This window comes from Sediminibacterium soli (assembly GCF_009939225.1).
Lineage (GTDB): Bacteria > Bacteroidota > Bacteroidia > Chitinophagales > Chitinophagaceae > Sediminibacterium > Sediminibacterium soli.
The window spans coordinates 25531-42669 of sequence record NZ_JAACJR010000014.1 but is presented as its reverse complement, the minus strand read 5'-3'; the positions used below and the strand labels follow the sequence as shown (position 1 = coordinate 42669).

The 17139-nt window shown below is 50.5% G+C and carries 19 protein-coding genes; 7 read left to right on the top strand and 12 right to left on the bottom strand.

Annotation, left to right across the window (positions count from 1 at the left end):
• The first annotated feature begins 41 nt into the window (after positions 1-41).
• Positions 42-773: a DUF4198 domain-containing protein gene (locus GWC94_RS16565; protein ID WP_161836525.1), complete on the top strand. Its 732-nt coding sequence runs from the start codon at positions 42-44 to the stop codon at positions 771-773.
• A 40-nt stretch (positions 774-813) separates the two neighbouring features.
• On the opposite strand, the gene GWC94_RS16560 is transcribed toward GWC94_RS16565, so the two are convergent.
• Positions 814-1566: a sulfite exporter TauE/SafE family protein gene (locus GWC94_RS16560; protein WP_161836523.1), complete on the bottom strand. Its 753-nt coding sequence runs from the start codon at positions 1564-1566 to the stop codon at positions 814-816.
• A 2-nt stretch (positions 1567-1568) separates the two neighbouring features.
• Between GWC94_RS16560 and GWC94_RS16555 the strand changes: the two genes are divergently transcribed.
• Positions 1569-2438, top strand: a complete 870-nt coding sequence (locus tag GWC94_RS16555; RefSeq protein WP_317163488.1) for a M90 family metallopeptidase — start codon at positions 1569-1571, stop codon at positions 2436-2438.
• Between the two features lie 79 nt (positions 2439-2517).
• Positions 2518-2937: an SET domain-containing protein gene (locus GWC94_RS16550; RefSeq protein WP_161836521.1), complete on the top strand. Its 420-nt coding sequence runs from the start codon at positions 2518-2520 to the stop codon at positions 2935-2937.
• Positions 2938-2976: 39 nt separating this feature from the next.
• On the opposite strand, the gene GWC94_RS16545 is transcribed toward GWC94_RS16550, so the two are convergent.
• Positions 2977-3219, bottom strand: coding sequence for a hypothetical protein (locus GWC94_RS16545; protein WP_161836519.1), 243 nt, complete (start codon positions 3217-3219; stop codon positions 2977-2979).
• 218 nt (positions 3220-3437) lie between these two features.
• On the opposite strand from GWC94_RS16545, the gene GWC94_RS16540 reads away from it, so the two are divergent.
• Positions 3438-3689 carry a hypothetical protein gene (locus GWC94_RS16540; protein ID WP_161836517.1) on the top strand — a complete coding sequence of 84 codons (252 nt, stop codon included), beginning with the start codon at positions 3438-3440 and terminating at the stop codon, positions 3687-3689.
• A 33-nt stretch (positions 3690-3722) separates the two neighbouring features.
• Here GWC94_RS16540 and GWC94_RS16535 read toward each other — a convergent pair whose 3' ends face one another.
• Together GWC94_RS16535 and GWC94_RS16530 are read right to left on the bottom strand one after the other, a co-directional pair.
• Positions 3723-4430: a LytR/AlgR family response regulator transcription factor gene (locus GWC94_RS16535; RefSeq protein WP_161836515.1), complete on the bottom strand. Its 708-nt coding sequence runs from the start codon at positions 4428-4430 to the stop codon at positions 3723-3725.
• Between the two features lie 3 nt (positions 4431-4433).
• The gene (locus tag GWC94_RS16530; protein ID WP_161836513.1) at positions 4434-5528 is read right to left on the bottom strand and encodes a sensor histidine kinase; all 1095 of its coding nucleotides are present in this window, start codon (positions 5526-5528) and stop codon (positions 4434-4436) included.
• 181 nt (positions 5529-5709) lie between these two features.
• Between GWC94_RS16530 and GWC94_RS16525 the strand changes: the two genes are divergently transcribed.
• Both GWC94_RS16525 and GWC94_RS16520 read left to right on the top strand, forming a co-directional pair.
• A complete protein-coding gene (locus GWC94_RS16525) occupies positions 5710-6006 on the top strand; it encodes an isoamylase early set domain-containing protein (protein ID WP_161836511.1) in 297 nt (98 codons plus the stop codon).
• Between the two features lie 224 nt (positions 6007-6230).
• Complete coding sequence (locus GWC94_RS16520) at positions 6231-7622, top strand: MATE family efflux transporter (RefSeq protein ID WP_161836509.1); 1392 nt, start codon at positions 6231-6233, stop codon at positions 7620-7622.
• Positions 7623-7800: 178 nt separating this feature from the next.
• Here the strand turns inward: GWC94_RS16520 and corA are convergent, their stop codons facing one another.
• The 8 genes from corA to GWC94_RS16480 form a co-directional block, all read right to left on the bottom strand.
• Positions 7801-8898 carry a magnesium/cobalt transporter CorA gene (gene corA / locus GWC94_RS16515; RefSeq protein ID WP_161836507.1) on the bottom strand — a complete coding sequence of 366 codons (1098 nt, stop codon included), beginning with the start codon at positions 8896-8898 and terminating at the stop codon, positions 7801-7803.
• Positions 8899-9100: 202 nt separating this feature from the next.
• Positions 9101-11263, bottom strand: a complete 2163-nt coding sequence (gene recQ, locus GWC94_RS16510) for a DNA helicase RecQ (RefSeq protein ID WP_161836505.1) — start codon at positions 11261-11263, stop codon at positions 9101-9103.
• Between the two features lie 165 nt (positions 11264-11428).
• Entirely contained in the window at positions 11429-12202 is a 774-nt protein-coding gene (locus GWC94_RS16505; RefSeq protein ID WP_161836503.1) for a 3-keto-disaccharide hydrolase, read from the bottom strand.
• Positions 12203-12330: 128 nt separating this feature from the next.
• Positions 12331-13218 carry an ABC transporter six-transmembrane domain-containing protein gene (locus GWC94_RS16500; protein WP_161836501.1) on the bottom strand — a complete coding sequence of 296 codons (888 nt, stop codon included), beginning with the start codon at positions 13216-13218 and terminating at the stop codon, positions 12331-12333.
• A gap of 111 nt (positions 13219-13329) precedes the next feature.
• A complete protein-coding gene (locus GWC94_RS16495; RefSeq protein ID WP_161836499.1) occupies positions 13330-14757 on the bottom strand; it encodes an SET domain-containing protein-lysine N-methyltransferase in 1428 nt (475 codons plus the stop codon).
• A complete protein-coding gene (locus GWC94_RS16490; protein WP_161836497.1) occupies positions 14754-15950 on the bottom strand; it encodes a D-alanine--D-alanine ligase family protein in 1197 nt (398 codons plus the stop codon). The genes GWC94_RS16495 and GWC94_RS16490 overlap by 4 nt, the downstream gene beginning before the upstream one ends.
• 3 nt (positions 15951-15953) lie before the next feature.
• The gene (locus tag GWC94_RS16485; protein ID WP_161836495.1) at positions 15954-16451 is read right to left on the bottom strand and encodes an SET domain-containing protein-lysine N-methyltransferase; all 498 of its coding nucleotides are present in this window, start codon (positions 16449-16451) and stop codon (positions 15954-15956) included.
• Positions 16452-16632: 181 nt separating this feature from the next.
• Positions 16633-16794, bottom strand: a complete 162-nt coding sequence (locus GWC94_RS16480) for a hypothetical protein (RefSeq protein ID WP_161836493.1) — start codon at positions 16792-16794, stop codon at positions 16633-16635.
• Positions 16795-16880: 86 nt separating this feature from the next.
• On the opposite strand from GWC94_RS16480, the gene GWC94_RS16475 reads away from it, so the two are divergent.
• The gene (locus GWC94_RS16475) at positions 16881-17117 is read left to right on the top strand and encodes a helix-turn-helix domain-containing protein (protein ID WP_161836491.1); all 237 of its coding nucleotides are present in this window, start codon (positions 16881-16883) and stop codon (positions 17115-17117) included.
• Positions 17118-17139: the final 22 nt, after the last annotated feature.

Sequence of the window (17139 nt, the reverse complement as noted above, 5' to 3'; positions counted from 1 at the left end):
CTTCCTGCGCCGGTTTTTATATAACCACCTATACAAACACCATGAAAAACATCCGCCACCTGTTGCTTTTACTCCTGACTGCTGCCGCATTCAATACGGCTTCCGCGCATTATTTATGGATCGAAGCCCAGGACAAATGGGCGGTTGGCAAACCCGGAACCATCCGGATCTATTACGGTGAATATGCGGAAGGCGCCCGGGAAGAAGCGGGAAAACGACTGGAAGAAGCCAACGGATTAACGGCCTGGGTTCTTACTCCGGGCGGAGAAAAAATACCGCTGTCGCTGCAGAAAATGAACAATCATTTTCTTGCCTCGTATACCCCTGCAACAGCGGGCAAATTCGAGATAGAACTGGTTAATACAAGCAGGGAAGTGGTGGACTGGACGCAGTACGATATCGGCATTGTGCAGCCCACCTATTATGCGCACAAACCTTTCTATGCAGGCGGTAGCGCCGTCTCAAAAGCAACACCAAGCCTGTCTTTCCAGATCCTTCCGGCGGAAGAAAAAGCCCCGTTTTCGGTAAACAAATCCATCAACCTGAAACTGCTGTATGGCGGCAAAGACCTGAAAGGAAAACTGATGGTATACGCACCCAATACCTGGATGAAAGAACTGGAAAGCCAGGAAGGCATCTATTCTTTTATACCGCCGGAAAAAGGCATGTACATTATTGAAAGCATCTACAAGGAAAAAATACCCGGAACATTCAGGGGCAAGGCTTACGAGGCCATCCGGCACAGAACCACGTTTACGCTGACAGTGCAGTAAGGATATCACATTAAGGTTGGGTTTCCCCTATCAACCGGCGCTACCGTTTCAGCAGCATGATCACCGACCCGATCAGAGTGAGCACGATGACGATTTTGCGGTAGGTATCGTCGTGTATCTTTTTCACCAGCCATACACCGGTGGTAAACCCCAGTGCCAACGCGGGAATAACCACCGCATCCACCGATAAACTTTTCAGGCTGATATTATGCCAGAAAAATACCTGGAAGGGCAGCTTGAACAGGTTCATGAACAAAAATATCCATGCAGCCGAGCCGATAAAATCGTTCTTGGCAGCGCGCATGGCCAGGAAATACAGGTTGGAAAAAACACCTGCAAGATTACCGATCATGGTGGTAAAACCCGCTGCCAGTCCGGTGGCGGCGGCAAATGCAGGATGGTGCGGCACCTGTTTTGATTTCCGGTATTCCATCCATAATACAATGGCGATGGTTACAAGAATGATCCCTGCCATCGCCTTGCGGAAGATTGCTTCATTCATCCCTTTTCCTGCCCACACACCCACCAGTATGCCCACGATCATCCAGGGCGCCAGCCGACGGAAATGATGCCATTGAGCGTGGCGATGGTAGTAAATAACCGCCGCAATATCTGCCACACAAAGCAGGGGCAGCACGATGCCCGTTGAGGACTTGCTGCCGAATACGATGGCCATGAGCGTTACCGTAAGCATGTCGATTCCCTTGATACCCGATTTGCTCAGACCAATGATAAACGCGGCGGTATAGATCATTACCCACTGCGTAACCGAAAACTGCGAAAAGATCTCCATGAATGGTGTTTGCGTTGCCGAATATAAATAACCTGCGGGGATCGGTGAATAAATTCGCAGACGGATGGCCGGGATGCAGTTACTTTGACGTATTCATGAGTTTTCTTCCGGTCATATTGCTTTGTGTGGCAGTGCTTGCGTTATATGTTGCGCTGTTTGGAAAAAGACACCGGTCTCAGGCTGTATCGCTCCCCCCGTTATATAAAGAGGTGCTGTTGAAGGACGTCGCATTTTACCGGCAACTGAACGAACAGCAACGGCAGGATTTTGAAAACCGGATGGTCCGCTTTCTGGCAGCAACGCGTATCATCGGTGTGGGAACCGATGTGACGGATGCCGACAAAGTATATATTTCCGCCAGCGCCATTATTCCCATTTTTGGATTGGGAGACTGGGAATACACCAACCTCGATGAAATATTGCTGTACCCTGATGCTTTCGGTCATGATTTTCAGCAGACCGGCGACGAGAGAAGTGTACTGGGTGTTATTGGCGAAGGCGCATTGCAACGGGTGATGGTATTGTCGCAGCGGGCACTTCGTCATTCTTTTCAGAACAATACCGACAGGGAGCATACCGCCATTCATGAATTCGTTCACCTGATAGATAAAGCGGATGGCAGTACAGACGGTGTTCCCGAATTTTTTCTGGGACGTGAATATATCAAACCCTGGCTGCAGCTGATCCATAAAGAGATCAACCGCATCCGTGATAACAGATCGGACATCAATCCTTACGGTATCACCAATGAAGCTGAATTCTTTGCCGTGGTATCCGAGTATTTTTTTGCGCGGCCTGACCTGCTGGAAAAAAAGCATCCTGAATTATACCGGCTGCTGGTGCAGGCTTTTCATCAAAATCCCAATGCCTAACCAATCATCAGGACCCGCTACTGGCATTGATAATTAAACCGGGTCTTCCAAAAAAAACGCCATACCCTAAATATCACCCATGACCAAAGCCTCTCTCTTACACGAACTGCAACACGAAATGTATATCGCCTTACAGCCATCACCGGTTCATGGCATCGGTGTATTTGCCTTATGCGGTATTCCAAAAGGATGCAGAAATATCTTTTCAAAAGATACCGGCGAATGGATACGTGTTGGTTTTGAAGACGTAGCTTCTCTGCCGGAACATAGCCGGAACTATATCGAAACCTATTACCTGTACGATGAAACACATTATTTCATCCCCGCACAGGGATGTAAGGTGATGGATATGGCAAGTTACCTCAATCATTCCGCCACACCCAATATCATCTCCATCGAAGAAGGAAAGTATTTTGAAACACTGCGCGATATCTGTAAAGGAGAAGAACTGCTGGTTGATTATGGCAGCATCGCCGATGTGGTGGGCTATGAAAAATAAAACTGCAGGCAGGGTGGGCTGCCTGCAGTTTTATATGGATCAGTTTGGTGAAATAAAACGGGGAAATTGTTCGGCTATCTTTTGTTTCAGCTCCTCGCTTACCTGCTCGATACGGAATTTATTGCTTCCATCCCCGCAGAAGATCAGTACCAGCTTTCCCTGCTGCCGGTTGATCTCTTCGCTGAAGGGCCGCAGCCACATCTGCAAACTGCGGGTGAACATCAGTTCTCTCTCACGCGCTGGGGCCGCTCCCTCATATTCCAGGTGAACATTGTGTATCATGGTGAATATAACATGACCCGCCAGCCGGAGCCGGCGGCAGATGATCAAATAAAATGGCAATACCCTTGTGGTGGTTATGCGGCAGGCGGACCGCGAAGCGGAGATGTCTGGTCAAACGTTTTTGCAACAAATGGTGTTGCATGAACCGTTAAGATATTTGTTGTGTAGAAAACAACCGGAACGCTTGTGGTTACAGGCTCTGTGCTTACGGCGTTGGGATGAAACCGTTTGCTGGGCGCGGTCTTGATCTTGCTGATCAGCGAATGCTTGGCATGCGAAGAAATACGGTCGCCTTTTTCCGCCAGTTGCCAGGTAATATTCAGTTTGCAGCTGCGATGTATCGTTCGGCCAATCTCAAGATTATACTTTACCTGAAAACACAGGAAGCAGATATACATCACCAGCATGAGCAGGCAACCGGTACGTTTATATGTATTGATCCTGAAACGCAGACCGCAAAGCTATTTTAATTTTCCCGGCCGGCAAACCCGATCCGGCCTGTTTTACAAGGGCTTTTGCTGTGTCCATTCCTGTATGAAACCGAGGTACGAATCACTGATCGGGAGCTCGCGACCCCTGTCGAGCAGGAGTTTTCTGTTATGTATCGCCTTTACCCTTCGCAGGGGTATGATATAACTGCGGTGAATACGTCTGAACAAACCGGCCGGCAGTTTCTCCATGATGGCCTTCATCGTCATCAGGGTCAGCACCGGCTTCTCGTTATCGATATGGATTTTCACATAGTCTTCCAGTCCCTCTATATATTGAACCTGCGCACACTCGATCCTGATCATCCGGTATTCCGAGCGTACAAAAAAATGCTGCCCGGTGGCGGGATGAGCGGGGTATCGGAAGGCTTTTAGTGAACCGGCGCGCTGTACCGCTTTGCTGAACCTGTCGAATGCGATCGGCTTCAGCAGGTAATCGATGGCTTCCAGTTCAAAGCCTTCGCAGGCAAACTGTTTGTACGCGGTGGTGAAGATGGTCAGCGGTTTTTTTTCCAGTGACCGAACCAGGTCTATGCCGGTGATATCGGGCATATTGATATCGATAAACAACACATCAACCGGGTACTGCCGCAGGTATTCGGCGCCGCTGATGGCGTCTTCAAAGGTCTGTACCAGGCTGAGTTCGGGAATACGGGCCGCGTATTCGCTGATCAGCGCCAACGCCAGCGGTTCATCGTCAATGGCTATAGAAGTGATGGGCATATATCAGGCGTTTAGGCAAAGTTCTGCGATAAACAGGTCATTTTCCTCCTTTATCTGCAGGCTGTGTCCGGAAGGGTATAAATGCGCCAGCCGTTTACGCGTATTGGCGATGCCGATGCCCGTTCTGTCGTCGCGCCGCTGCATCGGGAACACCCGGTTGGCGGTATAAAAACAGATGCGCCCGGCCTCGATATCAAGACGGATGGTCAGTTCACTAGCCTCCTGTTTGCTGATGCCGTATTTGAAAACGTTCTCAACAAAGGTCATCAGCAGCAAGGGTGCTATCAGCCTGTTATCCGTATCGCCGTTAACCGCATACTGCAGTGTGGTCTTTTGCCCCAGCCGCAGCTGCTGCAGATCGATGTAATCGCTGATACAGTCGACCTCGTTCTGCAACGGCACAAAATCCGAGTTCACATCGTCTGTTACATAACGCATGATATTGGACAGTTTCATCAGCATATCCGCGGTATGCCGGTGGCCTGTTACCGCCATCGAATAGATGTTGTTGAGCGTATTGAAAAGAAAATGCGGATTGATCTGTGCTTTCAGGAACGACAGTTCCGCGTTGGCCCTGTCTGCTTCCGCCTGCGCCGCCCGCTGCTCCGCCAGTCTTGACCTGCGCGAAATATCGATGGCAATACCGAACATGATCACCAGCAGCAGCAGAAAGATGCCGATAATGTCCATCCGGAATTTCCTCGGGCCTTCGAACCTTTCTCCCCGCGGAGACATCTGCGGACGATATCCATCCGGCGGACGCACCCGGTTCTCGCGCATATTCCCGAACCGGAGCTCGCGCTGCCGGAAAGTCATATGATCAAAGGGACGCAGGTATACGGCACTGGCCAGCAATACTGCCATCGAAAGGATATACCCTGTTTTTTTTCCACCGCGGTACAGGCGGGGCAGCAGGAAATACTGGTGCAGGTAAAATACCCCAATATAATAACTGCAAAACAGCCAGTAAGCAGTGGAAGAAAACACCCGTTCCACGGTGCTTCCCGTCATCGACAACAGGAATACCAGCGGCAGGCCCTGGAACAAAATCCAGCCGATGATATGCGTGGCAATAAGCGGCAGCCCGGGGATCTTCATACTGCAAAAGAAACGATTACACCCCGTAAAGGCCGGCCAATTTCGGCAGCTGCGTCATATCCATGGATGAATCGAATAACTGCCGCACACGTAAAATATAAACAGATCATCAATTTTACCCGTCCGGTGGGTTACTTTTCCGGCCCTCATGGTATAAAGGCCAGCAAGTATGTGAAAAAATATGATACAGAAAACCTATTTCAAAACAAAAGACTACTGCAAGGTGAAATTCTCCTTCAGTACGGACCATGCGGAAACAGTGGAAGTATTCGGTCTCAACAACGACTGGGATACCGCAGTGGTTTTGAAAAAGAAGAAGGATGGCAGCTTCAGCGGAGATGTATCATTACCCAAAGATTCGCAGCACGAATTCAGGTACAGGGTCAATACAACAGACTGGATCAACGATCCCGAAGCCGATCATGAAGTGCCCAATATTTTCGGCAGCAGCAACAGCGTGATCGTACTTAACCCCTAAGAGGCCCCTATTGCGCGCCTGCCGCTTACCCATTTTTTATTTCGGGCACCCCTTTTTCCTTTACATTTGGTTACTGCGTATAAAGCAGTCCATTGTAATACCACCGCCGATGATCTGCTGACCAGGGCCCGGATCCCCGTTACGGTTTAGGTCTGATTATTCCCGTTTGCAGCGAACAGTCCGCTGCCGTTTCAATCATTTATATACACTAACTGTTATAAACAATGACAACTTATTCTGATAAGCATAAGAGAAGTTTTTGGTCTTATTTAAAAGAATCGCTCAACAGTGAGCACCAGGATTTTACCAGCGGCAGTATCCGCAAAGCCATCTTCATGCTGGCCGTGCCCATGATGCTCGAAATGGGCATGGAATCGGTATTTGCGGTGGTGGATATTTTTTTCGTCGGAAAGCTCGGACCCAATGCGGCGGCAACCGTGGGACTGACGGAATCGTTCCTCACCATCATTTATTCCATTGCCATCGGGCTCAGTATGGCGGCAACGGCCATGGTGGCCAGACGGGTGGGCGAGAAAGATCCGGGGGCGGCATCCAGGGCGGGCGCGCAGGCGCTGATCCTTTGTGTGGGCATCAGTGTGCTGTTGAGTATTGCCGGCTTCCTGTTCGCAGAAAACGTGCTGCAGATCATGGGTGGCTCGCCCGAGCTGATTGCGGCGGGTAAAACCTACACACGCATCATGTTCACAGGTAATATCGTGATCATGCTGCTGTTCCTGATCAACGGCATCTTCCGCGGCGCAGGCGATGCCAATATTGCCATGCGCAGCCTGTGGCTGGCCAATATCTGCAACATCATTCTTTGTCCGGTCATGATCCATTTCTTCGGCCTCACCGGCGCAGCCATCGCCACCACCACCGGAAGGGGTATCGGTGTGTGTTACCAGGTGTACCGCCTGCTGAAAGGAAAAGGCGTTGTGAAAATACACCTGCGCGATTTTGTTCCCAACAGCGCCATCATCCGGTCACTGTCCAATATCGCCTCCACCGCCACCCTGCAATTTATCGTTGCCTCGGCCAGCTGGATCGTGCTGGCCAGACTGGTGGCGGGTTTTGGAAGCGATGCGGTTGCCGGTTATACCATCGCCATGCGTCTGATCATATTTTTCCTGATGCCGGCATGGGGCATGAGCAATGCAGCGGCAACACTGGTAGGACAGAACCTTGGCGCCCAGCAGCCCGACCGCGCCGAGCAATCGGTATGGCAAACGGCCAAGTACAACGCCATTTTCATGGCCTGTGTATCGTTGCTGTTTGTTGTCTTCGCCGAATTTTTTGTAGGTCTGCTCAACAGCGATGCGGCGGTTGTAAAAACCGGTGTCACCGCTCTGCGCATCGTTAGCCTCGGTTATATTTTTTACGGTGTGGGTATGGTGATCATCAACGCCTTCAACGGTGCGGGCGACAGTAAAACGCCCACCTGGATCAACCTGTTCTGGTTCTGGGTTTTCCAGATTCCTTTTGCCTACCTGATGGCCCAGACTCTGGCGCTGGGCACCACCGGTGTATTCATTGCCATCGTTGTCACCGAAACCCTGATCTCCATCACCAGCATCCTGGTCTTCAGAAAAGGGAAATGGAAGCTGGTGAAGATCTGATTGGATTTTGAATTAGTGGATTACGGATTAACGGATTTCTCTCAGCGGAACGCTGCCTTCTCTGCGCCTCTGCGGTAAAAAACTTTTTGAATTTACCGCAGAGACGCAGCGTTAAGGGGTTTCGCAGAGAAGCAAATCCAACATGCGCAATACGTAATCCGCTAATCCGTAATCGATCCTAAAACCACCCTCTCTTCCTGAACAGCATGATCATCCACACCGGTATGACCAGCATGAGACCGATGGCGATGAAGAAACCGTACTGGTTGTGGATATAGGGTATCTTGTCGAAGTTCATGCCGAAGATACCGCCGATCACCGTTGCGGGTGCCAGCAGACAGGTTACGATGGCCATTACCTTCATTACTTCGTTCATCCGCAGGTTTACGTTGCTTAGGTAAAGATCCTGCAGGTTCATCATCATATCACGGTAGTTCTCGGCAAGATCATTGGCCTGTACGATATGGTCGTATATGTCTTTAAAGTATTTGCTGATCCTTTCATCAAGCAGGTCACTGTCGGTGCGAACAAAGCCGTTTACCAGGTCGCGCACGGGTGTTACGTTCCGCTTTAATACGATCAGTTCCTTGCGCAGGTTATTGATCTCCGCCAGCGCCCTTGCATTACTGCTCCGCACGATCTTTTCTTCAAGCTCCTCTATCCGGTAGCCCAGTTTTTCCATCACAACAAAATAGTGGTCCACGATCATATCGATCAGCGAATAGCAGAGGTAATCCGCCCCCGCCTGCCGCAGTTTGCTGGCCGGCGCCCTTAGTTTTTCACGTATCGAATCAAATACATCCCGGTGCGCATCTTCCTGGAATGTCAGTACAAAATTCTTCCCCAGTACAATGCTGATCTGCTCTGTCTCAACGGCGCCCGAGCTTTCGTTGAAGTACAGCATATTGAGAAGACAGTACAGAACAGGCGGCAGATCGTCCATTTTGGGACGCTGACCAACGCTCATAATATCTTCCACGATGAGGTAATGCACATTGAAGTGGTTACAGATGGCTTCCACATCCGATTTCCTGATGCCATCAATATTCACCCAGGAGATCTTGTCGTTATCCAGGTAACAAAAAGCCTCGCCGATATGATCCAGCTCTTTCTCTTCCAGCGTCTGCTGGTTGTAGTCGAACACTTTGATGGTTATTTCCGAGGCTTCCTCCCTCACCGGGGCGATGGTGGGGTTCACCTTAAAAATATCCCGGGTCCGTTTTGTATTGAACAGCGGCAATACATTGAAGTATTTCAGGTATTTGTTCTGCTGCATGAGATGAAGTTACGGGTTATTGGGGTTAGGGGATTCCGGATTCGCGGATTAGTGGATTAGTGGATTTTTTTGCGGGGTTTGTTCACAGCGCGTAACCTCAAAAATTCAAACCTTTGTCTTTACCGCAGCGGCGCGGAGTGAGGGGAGCTTCGCAAAGACAGGAAGAATAAAATCCGCGAATCCGGAATCCGCAAATCCATACTCATTCCCTCCCCGCAGCGGCTACAACCATCTTGATCTGCGTATAGGTATAGGCATACGGCAGGTTTTCTTTCAGTAGTTTCAGTCTGCCGGGGCCGAATTTGGCGATCGCTTCCCTGATCGTGTTTTCTTTTTCGGGGTTCACGAATTCGCGCAGCCCCAGTTCTCCGCTGGCAACATAAAAAGCGAGATGCGATTCAACCGTCATGGCAGACAGCGACCTTGTTTCCGCTATCTCTTCAATCGTCATGCCCGACCGGTACATATCCAGGCTGGCCTGTTTGGTTTCGGTGGCCCTTTCCTTGGGCATTGTTTTTTTGACGGGCTTTCTTTGCTGTTTCAAATCAATCTGCGATGCCAGCCTGTTCTCATGGCAATAGTCCTGCACGATTTCCAGGAATGCGTTGCCATATCTTTCGATCTTGTAGGAGCCGAAGCCGGATATCTTAGGAAGATCGTCCTTCGATACAGGCAGGTAAGTGGCCAGGTCAAGCAGCGAGCTGTCGCTGAATATCAGGTAAGCGGGTACGTTCTCTTCATGGGCTATGCGGTTACGCAGCTGCTTGAGCTGGTCAAACAAGGGTTTCTCATAAGCATGCGGCTGGTAAATAACCGGCTCGGGCGCCGCTTCCGGCTGCACCGGTGCGGGCAGAAACACTTTTTCTCCCTTGTAAAGCACCGGCTCGCTTTTTTCCGTGAGTTTGAGAACCGGGTATTCTCCCGCAGCCTGTTCCAGGTACCCGTAACGAAGCAGTTCTTTTATATAATGCAGCCATTCTTCTTTCGGCCGGTCTTTTCCGATACCGTATACCGATAACTGCTTATGCTGCTCGCGTATCTTCTCGCCGTTGCTTCCTTTTAAAATATCCGCCACATAACGCATACCGAACGATTGTTTAAGGCGATGAACGGCGCTGAGTATTTTCTGGGCGGTGATGGTGGCGTCTGCCAGCTCGGGTTTCTCCAGGCAAACATCACAATGCCCGCAATAGCTTCCCGACTGCTCGCCGAAATACTGCAGCAGGTACTGGCGCCGGCAGGTTCTTGTTTCGCAGAACTGCTGCATCTGCGCAAGTTTTTCGAGCAGTATGCCGGTTTGTTCCGGGTTATTGTCAACCTGCGCAAAACTTTTCAGTTTGATCGCATCACCAGCGCTGTAAAAAAGTATGGCTTCGCTGGGCAGTCCGTCGCGGCCGGCACGGCCTGTCTCCTGGTAATACCCTTCGATGTTCTTGGGCAGATCCGCATGCATCACAAAACGCACATTGCTTTTGTTGATACCCATCCCGAATGCGATGGTGGCCGCCATTACCCTGATATCGTCTTTCAGAAAAAGATCCTGGCGCTCGTCGCGCAGGGTTTTCTCAAGACCCGCATGGTAAGCCGCCGCGCTGAAACCGTCGTCGCGCAGCTTTGCCGCAAGTGATTCAGTGGCGGCCCTGCTGAGACAGTAAATGATGCCATTGTCTTCGGGATGTTTCTGAAGATAGGCCGAGATCGACTCGTAGGAGTTGCGTTTGGGCTGAACACGGTAAAAAATATTCGGCCTGTTGAAGCTGTTTTCAAATTCGCCGCAACCTGTTATCTGCAGCTGTTCAATGATATCGTTCTTGGTAAGCTTGTCTGCCGTTGCCGTCAGTGCAATGACCGGGACCGAGGGAAAAACGGTTTTCAGCTGGCTCAGCACACGGTATTCCGTGCGGAAATCATGGCCCCACTGGCTGATGCAATGCGCTTCGTCGATCGCAAACAAAGAGGGGCCGATCTCTTTCAGAAAATGCAGAAAAGAAATATCCCCGCCAACCAGTCGCTCGGGCGCTATATACAGCAGCTTCAGCTCGTTGTTTTTTAGCTGTGTGGTGATGGCGCGCTGTTCCTGGCTGCTTTGCGTGCTGTTGAGAAAAGCCGCTTTTACACCCGATAGCAGCAGGGCATCCACCTGGTCTTTCATCAAGGCGATCAAAGGACTCACCACGATGGTAACACCGGGCAAACACAGGGCAGGCACCTGGTAGCAAAGACTTTTACCGCCGCCGGTGGGCATCAGCACGCAGGCATCTTTGCCCTTCAACAAATGATCGATGATCTCCCGCTGGTTATGGCGGAAGCTGGTATAGCCAAAAACCGATTCCAGTATTTCCTGCGGCTGCGCGATAAGGGACATAAGTGCAAGATAGGATGCAGCAGGGTTTGGTGTAAGCGTATTTATACCCGGGGGTGATTGGATTAGTGGATTGATGGCTGCGGGACGCTTTTTTTACCGCAAAGAGGCAGAGAGGCAACGTTTCGCAGAGAGAAAAAAATCCGCCAATCCGCTAATCCGCAATCCCTAATTCAACTCCCTCACCCAGATATTGCGGTAGCTCATGGGGTTGCCGCCGTCTTTGCCATGGTCTTGCAGTACAATGGGCTCTTTGTCGCCGTGCTTCTCGTAAGAAGGCTGGCCTATCCATTGGGTGGACCCTTTTATGGCCACGTTGTTCTGAACAAGTACGCCATTGTGCAGTACGGTGATGCGGGCGGGCGAAAGAACTTTTCCTGCAGCGTCAAAAGACGGTGCGGTAAAGATTACATCGTAGCTCTGCCATTCACCGGGTTTGCGCGATGCGTTTACAAGGGGTATATGCTGTTTATAAATGCTGCCCGCCTGGCCGTTTACATACGTGGGATTATTATACGAATCCAGCACCTGCAGTTCGTATTTGCCCATGAAGAAGATGCCGCTGTTGCCGCGCGACTGGCTGGACCCCGCTATGGCCGAGGGCTCGCGCCATTCAATGTGCAGCTGGCAGTTTCCGAATGCCTGTTTTGTTTTGAGGTTACCCGAACCCTTTACAACCGTCATCGCGCCGTCGCCGTCCAGTTTCCAGCCCGGCGCTTTGTTATCGCTTTCCTTTACCCAGCTATCGAGATTGGTGCCATTAAACAATACAATGGCATCAGAAGGGGCCTCGGATGCGGTGGCGCCGGGTGTTACCGGTTTCGGCACGGGCTGCCACACTTCTGTTTTCTTTGATTCGTTCACCAGACTGTCCTGGTTCACACGCTGCGCAAATGATGCCGTCGTCAGTAATAAAAAAGCGGGAACAAAATAATTTTTCATAATGGTTTGCTTTAATTCGTTGGTTGAGGAAAAATAATCAATTAAAGGATGCGCAGAATACGGATGCGGATTTTTCTCTCCGGGAATCTCCCATCGGCAAATCCGTAATCCATGAATCCGTAATCAATTTATGCCACCAAAAGCGTCGGGTTGCGCATATCTTCCTCCTGCAGCTGAATCCTTCTGGTGATATCATTGAGCGAGGTGAGCCGCTGTACCGTATAGGGTATCGTATCCAGCCCCGACACAAATTTCAATATATAGTTATAGATGCCGATCAGGCTGCCGGCCAGCACCGTTCCGGTGGTCAGTGAATTGGTGAGCAGCAGCGAAATACCGATCACGATCATTACCATCAGCTCCATGATACCGAAGTTCCAGGCTTCCTGGTCGCTGATACGCACCTGCCAGTGGCGGAGGTTGTTAAAATGCCTGGAGATCGCTTTCCTGTCGCCCGAAGAAATAATGTCCACCTGTTTTTCCAGTTCGTCGTTTTTATAACGGTTCAGTTTTTTCATCCGCTTTCCGTAGAAATAACTGATGGCCATAACGGGCGCCAATATCGCCAGACAGAGCAATACCACCGAGCTGTCGTAGAAATACAGCAGCACCAGTGACCCGAACAGGTTGTACAAAGCTTCGATCACATACACCAGGTCGAACTCAAGAAAATCCACAAACTCCCTGGCCAGCGCGGAATGCGCGGTAAGCCTGGATACATCCGAACGCAGTATTCTCCTGGAAAGAAAATTGGTTACCAGCGAGGTGTAAATGGCAGAATAGGTGCGCGTATCAAAGCGGTGCCGCAGCGTGCCGATCACCAGCCAGGCAAGATGCACACCCGATAACAGGAACAGGCCTTGGTAACTTCCTTTCATCAGTCCGTTCACAGCCTCACCCAGAAAATAAGGCCGCATCAGTGCGCCCAGCATTTCCAGTGAGAACAGCGAATAGGTGAACACCAGTTGCCAGCGGTGTTCTTTCATTAATTTTTTCAGAATTGCAAATCTGGACATACTCTCTCCTTCACATTTTTGCATGCAGATCCCTTACCTGCACGCGGTTATACAACGGTCATGCTTCGCTTTAATGGGAAAGTAAGTTTGACGCTGTTGGCGGGAAAATGTTTAAGACCGCTTGGCGGTTTCTCTTGCGGTAACCGAATTGCCGGGAACGCCTTTGATCAGGCCCTGGCAACCGGGTGCGCCGCAATGGCAGGTAAAAGGCTCCATACGGTCATCCAGAAAGGATGCATAGTCAAGGGTTAGTTCCTGGTCCGGTTCGATATCGCGGCTGGCGATCACGTTCAGGCCGTCGTAGATGGTGTTTGGTTGGCAGCTATGGTTTTGCGGAGCCCATGCCGACGGATCATTATCCCAGAGCAAAAATACTTCATTGCTCAGTGGGTACGCATAGCGCCGGAAGATTTCCTGTTGATTATCATCCCAGTTTTTTTCCACATAGCGGCGGGTGATCAAGCGCTGCGACAGGCCTTCTCCGTTGAAAATCACTTCATTAGACCTAATTGCCTGGTTTGCGTAGATACCGTAGCCCGAGATCGCATTGCCCTTGATAGTATATTTTTTCTGCATGCGTTTGTACCGGGCGATGCCTTCGGCGATGATATGCCGGAGAAAACCCGGCTGGCCGATGCCATCGTACCTGAGGATATAATCAGCGGAACCCTCGTAACCGTCTTTGTAAAAAACGGAACAGGTAAAATTGATCTCCAGAAAATACAGCCTGCCCGAAGCATCCATCCTGAAATCCAGCCTGGCATAACCCACCCCGTTAAAACCCCTGAAGATTCTTGCCGCGGCATCGCGGAGCTGCTGTTCAATGGCGGGGTCCGTTACGGGTATATTGGCTTCGGGATGCAGTTCCGATGTTTTTAACGCATAGGTCTTGAAAGCAGACCCTTCGGGAAAAATGAATTCAACGGGTTTAAAAACGGTGGCCGTTTTTCCGTCCTCGTTTGCGGCGATCAGTACGGTGAATTCCCTTCCGTCAATGTACGCTTCTGCGAGCACCTGCGGGTATTCGGGAAGCAGGGCACCCAGCTTCGCCGCCAGTTCCTTTTCATCCCGCACCAGCGATTGCTGGTCAATGCCCAGGCTGTCGCCGGCTTTGGCCGGTTTCAGGAACAAAGGAAACCCGAGCTGCTGAAGCGCTGCGGGAACCGGCTCCTGTTTTTCGATCAGCACATAGGCCGGTGTGGCCACGCCCTCGCAGTACGCCACGTATTTCATGAGCTCTTTGGCGGGGTCGTACAACAGGGTGGAAGGACCGGTGAACGGCATTCCCAGCAGTTCCAGCGTATAGATCACATCGATGGAAGGCACTTCCCATTCCAGGTATCCCTCGCAGAGGTTTACGAATACATCGTAGCCTGCGTGCTGCAGGTTTTTCAACTGCCGGTAAGTGGTAAGTTTGTTGAGAAAGATATGGTCTACCTGCGCATCGGGCAACAGTGCTGAAAGATGGCGGGGCGGATCGTAATATTGATAGTCAACGGCAGTGGTTGAATAATCGGGTTGTAGTACGCAGACTTTCATCGTATCTTTTTTCGCTGGGCCCTTCCGGCAGTCAATGGCACTACCTGCGCGCCGGTTTCTTCTTTTACTTTATGCGGTTGCTGTATATATCTTCTGTAGGCATCGTTGATGATCTCTGTAACCAGCGATGTAAACGAGGCATCGCTTACGCGCAGGATGGCACCGATGGAGGTAAAGTCTTCGTCTTCGCTGATACCGCACTGCGCATTTACTTCGAGCACGAACAGTTTTCCGGTGGCGGCATCCATGCGCAGGTCAACACGCGTATAGCCCGTGCCTTTTACCGAAAGATAGGCGTCGAGACTGGTTTTTTTCAATGCATCGTGCAACGCTTCATCAGGCAGCCGGTATTCATAGAAACAGGCATCCCCGGGCATGGGCGCCTCTTCCTCGTAGATCTCCCAGAGCCTGTCGAACGAAAGAAATTTTTCGTTATCGGGAAGGGATTCGTGGAACACCCTTTCCACCGGCTGGTACACCCTGCATTGTTTGGGGTGCTTTGATGAGCCCACGATGAGGGTGGTAAATTCCGGGCCGGTAATAAAAGCTTCTGCAATAACCCCGTCCGAAGAAAGGTTCCATCCGCGGTAGCCTTCGAACATGTTGGCCAGCTGTTCACGCAGTTGGGTCTCGTTATACACCACATTACGCGTACCCACACCCATGCTGCCTCCCGAAACCGCCGGTTTTACGATCAGCGGCGTACCCAGCCGATCGAATATACCCGATACATCCTGCCCGGGAGAAAGGATCGCCTCCCATTTCGCCGTGGGAACACCCGCTTTGTCGAAAGCGCGTTTCATGGGGATCTTGGAAGTGGTGATGCGGTAGAAATATTCATCGGAGCCCGTGTATACCAGTCCTTTTTCTTCCAGCAGCCTAACCACGGAGATACCCGGCGTGCCATTCACTTCATCGCCGTCGCAGAGATTGAAGACAAGGGGTTCTGTCTGGCCCGACTGTTTTTCCGCAGCGATGCCGTCAATGACCGCCGCATAATCCTGTATCGTTACGGGTTGCCATTGCCAGCTGATACCGAGGGCGGAAAACACGCTGGTGTATTCGGCAATACTCTGGCTGAAATCGTAGTAGTAATCGATATTGGCGTCGTTGGTAACAAGAGACGGTGCAAGCACCCAGACCTTGAGCCGGTCTGCAGGAACGGATGCGATAAAGGGTGAAGCCTTCTCCATGATCTATCTTGCACTCCTGTTTTGAACCTTCTCCTGTATGAACCGCGTAAGACGGTACTGCATGATCTCTTCATCGCGCAGATGCGCCGCGCCCTGTATACGATGCAGACACTGCGGTGTGCCGCAGAAACAATCAAAGGGCTGCGCCATATCCCATTCGGTGGAGGGATAGAAAAAAAGCAGTTCATCACCCGGCTGTATCGCTTTCAGCGCGATAAGCTGCATGGCCGATGTGTCGAAAAAAACATTCGGTGCACAGCTGTGGTTGATGTACTGTAAAAATTCAGGGTGCAGCAGTATGTGCCTGTTCTCCCCCACCTGCACGGTCAGGTAACTGGGTGTGTCGAGCATTCTTTGTCCTTCAAAATCACAGATCACATCTCCTTCATCAAAAAAAGCGGAAGCATGTAAAGATTTTTCGCCGGTGCTGCTGTTTTGCATGATGTCGGCAAAACCATGTTTGCTGACCATCAGGTAGGCCGAAGTAATGGCGGGTACCATGATTAACGAATTAATGGGTAATAAGTAGTTTAAATTTCAATAAAATAAACAGGTATCTACAATCATGGACGATATAATACTCCACATTTAAGGTATGAGTTATTAACAACGCCTGACCATCATCGGAGGTGAGCAGCAGCGGAAAGCTTTCGTAAAAGAAAGCAAGGAAGAAAAAGAAGGATCAGTCGTGGTTGATATAACTGCTTTCGCGTTTCTTTTTGCCGGCGGCGGGCTTCCAGGGATAGGGCGTCTTCCTGATAAGCGTTATGGCAAGCGCATAGAGTATCCGATGCTTTGTTTCGAGGGAAACCGGCTCATGCGTATGGTCTGTTTTTGGTGTCATGGAAGCAGGTACAAGTTACAGAGAAAAACGACTGATATATAATTATACGTCAAAAAATCAGTCAATACCAATGACCTTGTTTCAGAATGACTGGCAAGGAAAAGATATTGCTCCGCTTTGCTTCGCACCTGACAAGGGTCAGACAGGAGAAGGGCTACAGTATCCGACAGCTTGCGGCCGCTTCGGGTCTGGAATACAGCCAGGTTCAGCGCATTGAGAAAGGAAAAGTCAATTTTGCCTTCACCACACTGGTTTCCCTGGCACAGGGACTGGACATAGAGATTCATGTATTACTGGAAGCATACAAACCACCCAGGGTATAAATAACGGTCATTTATACCTTTC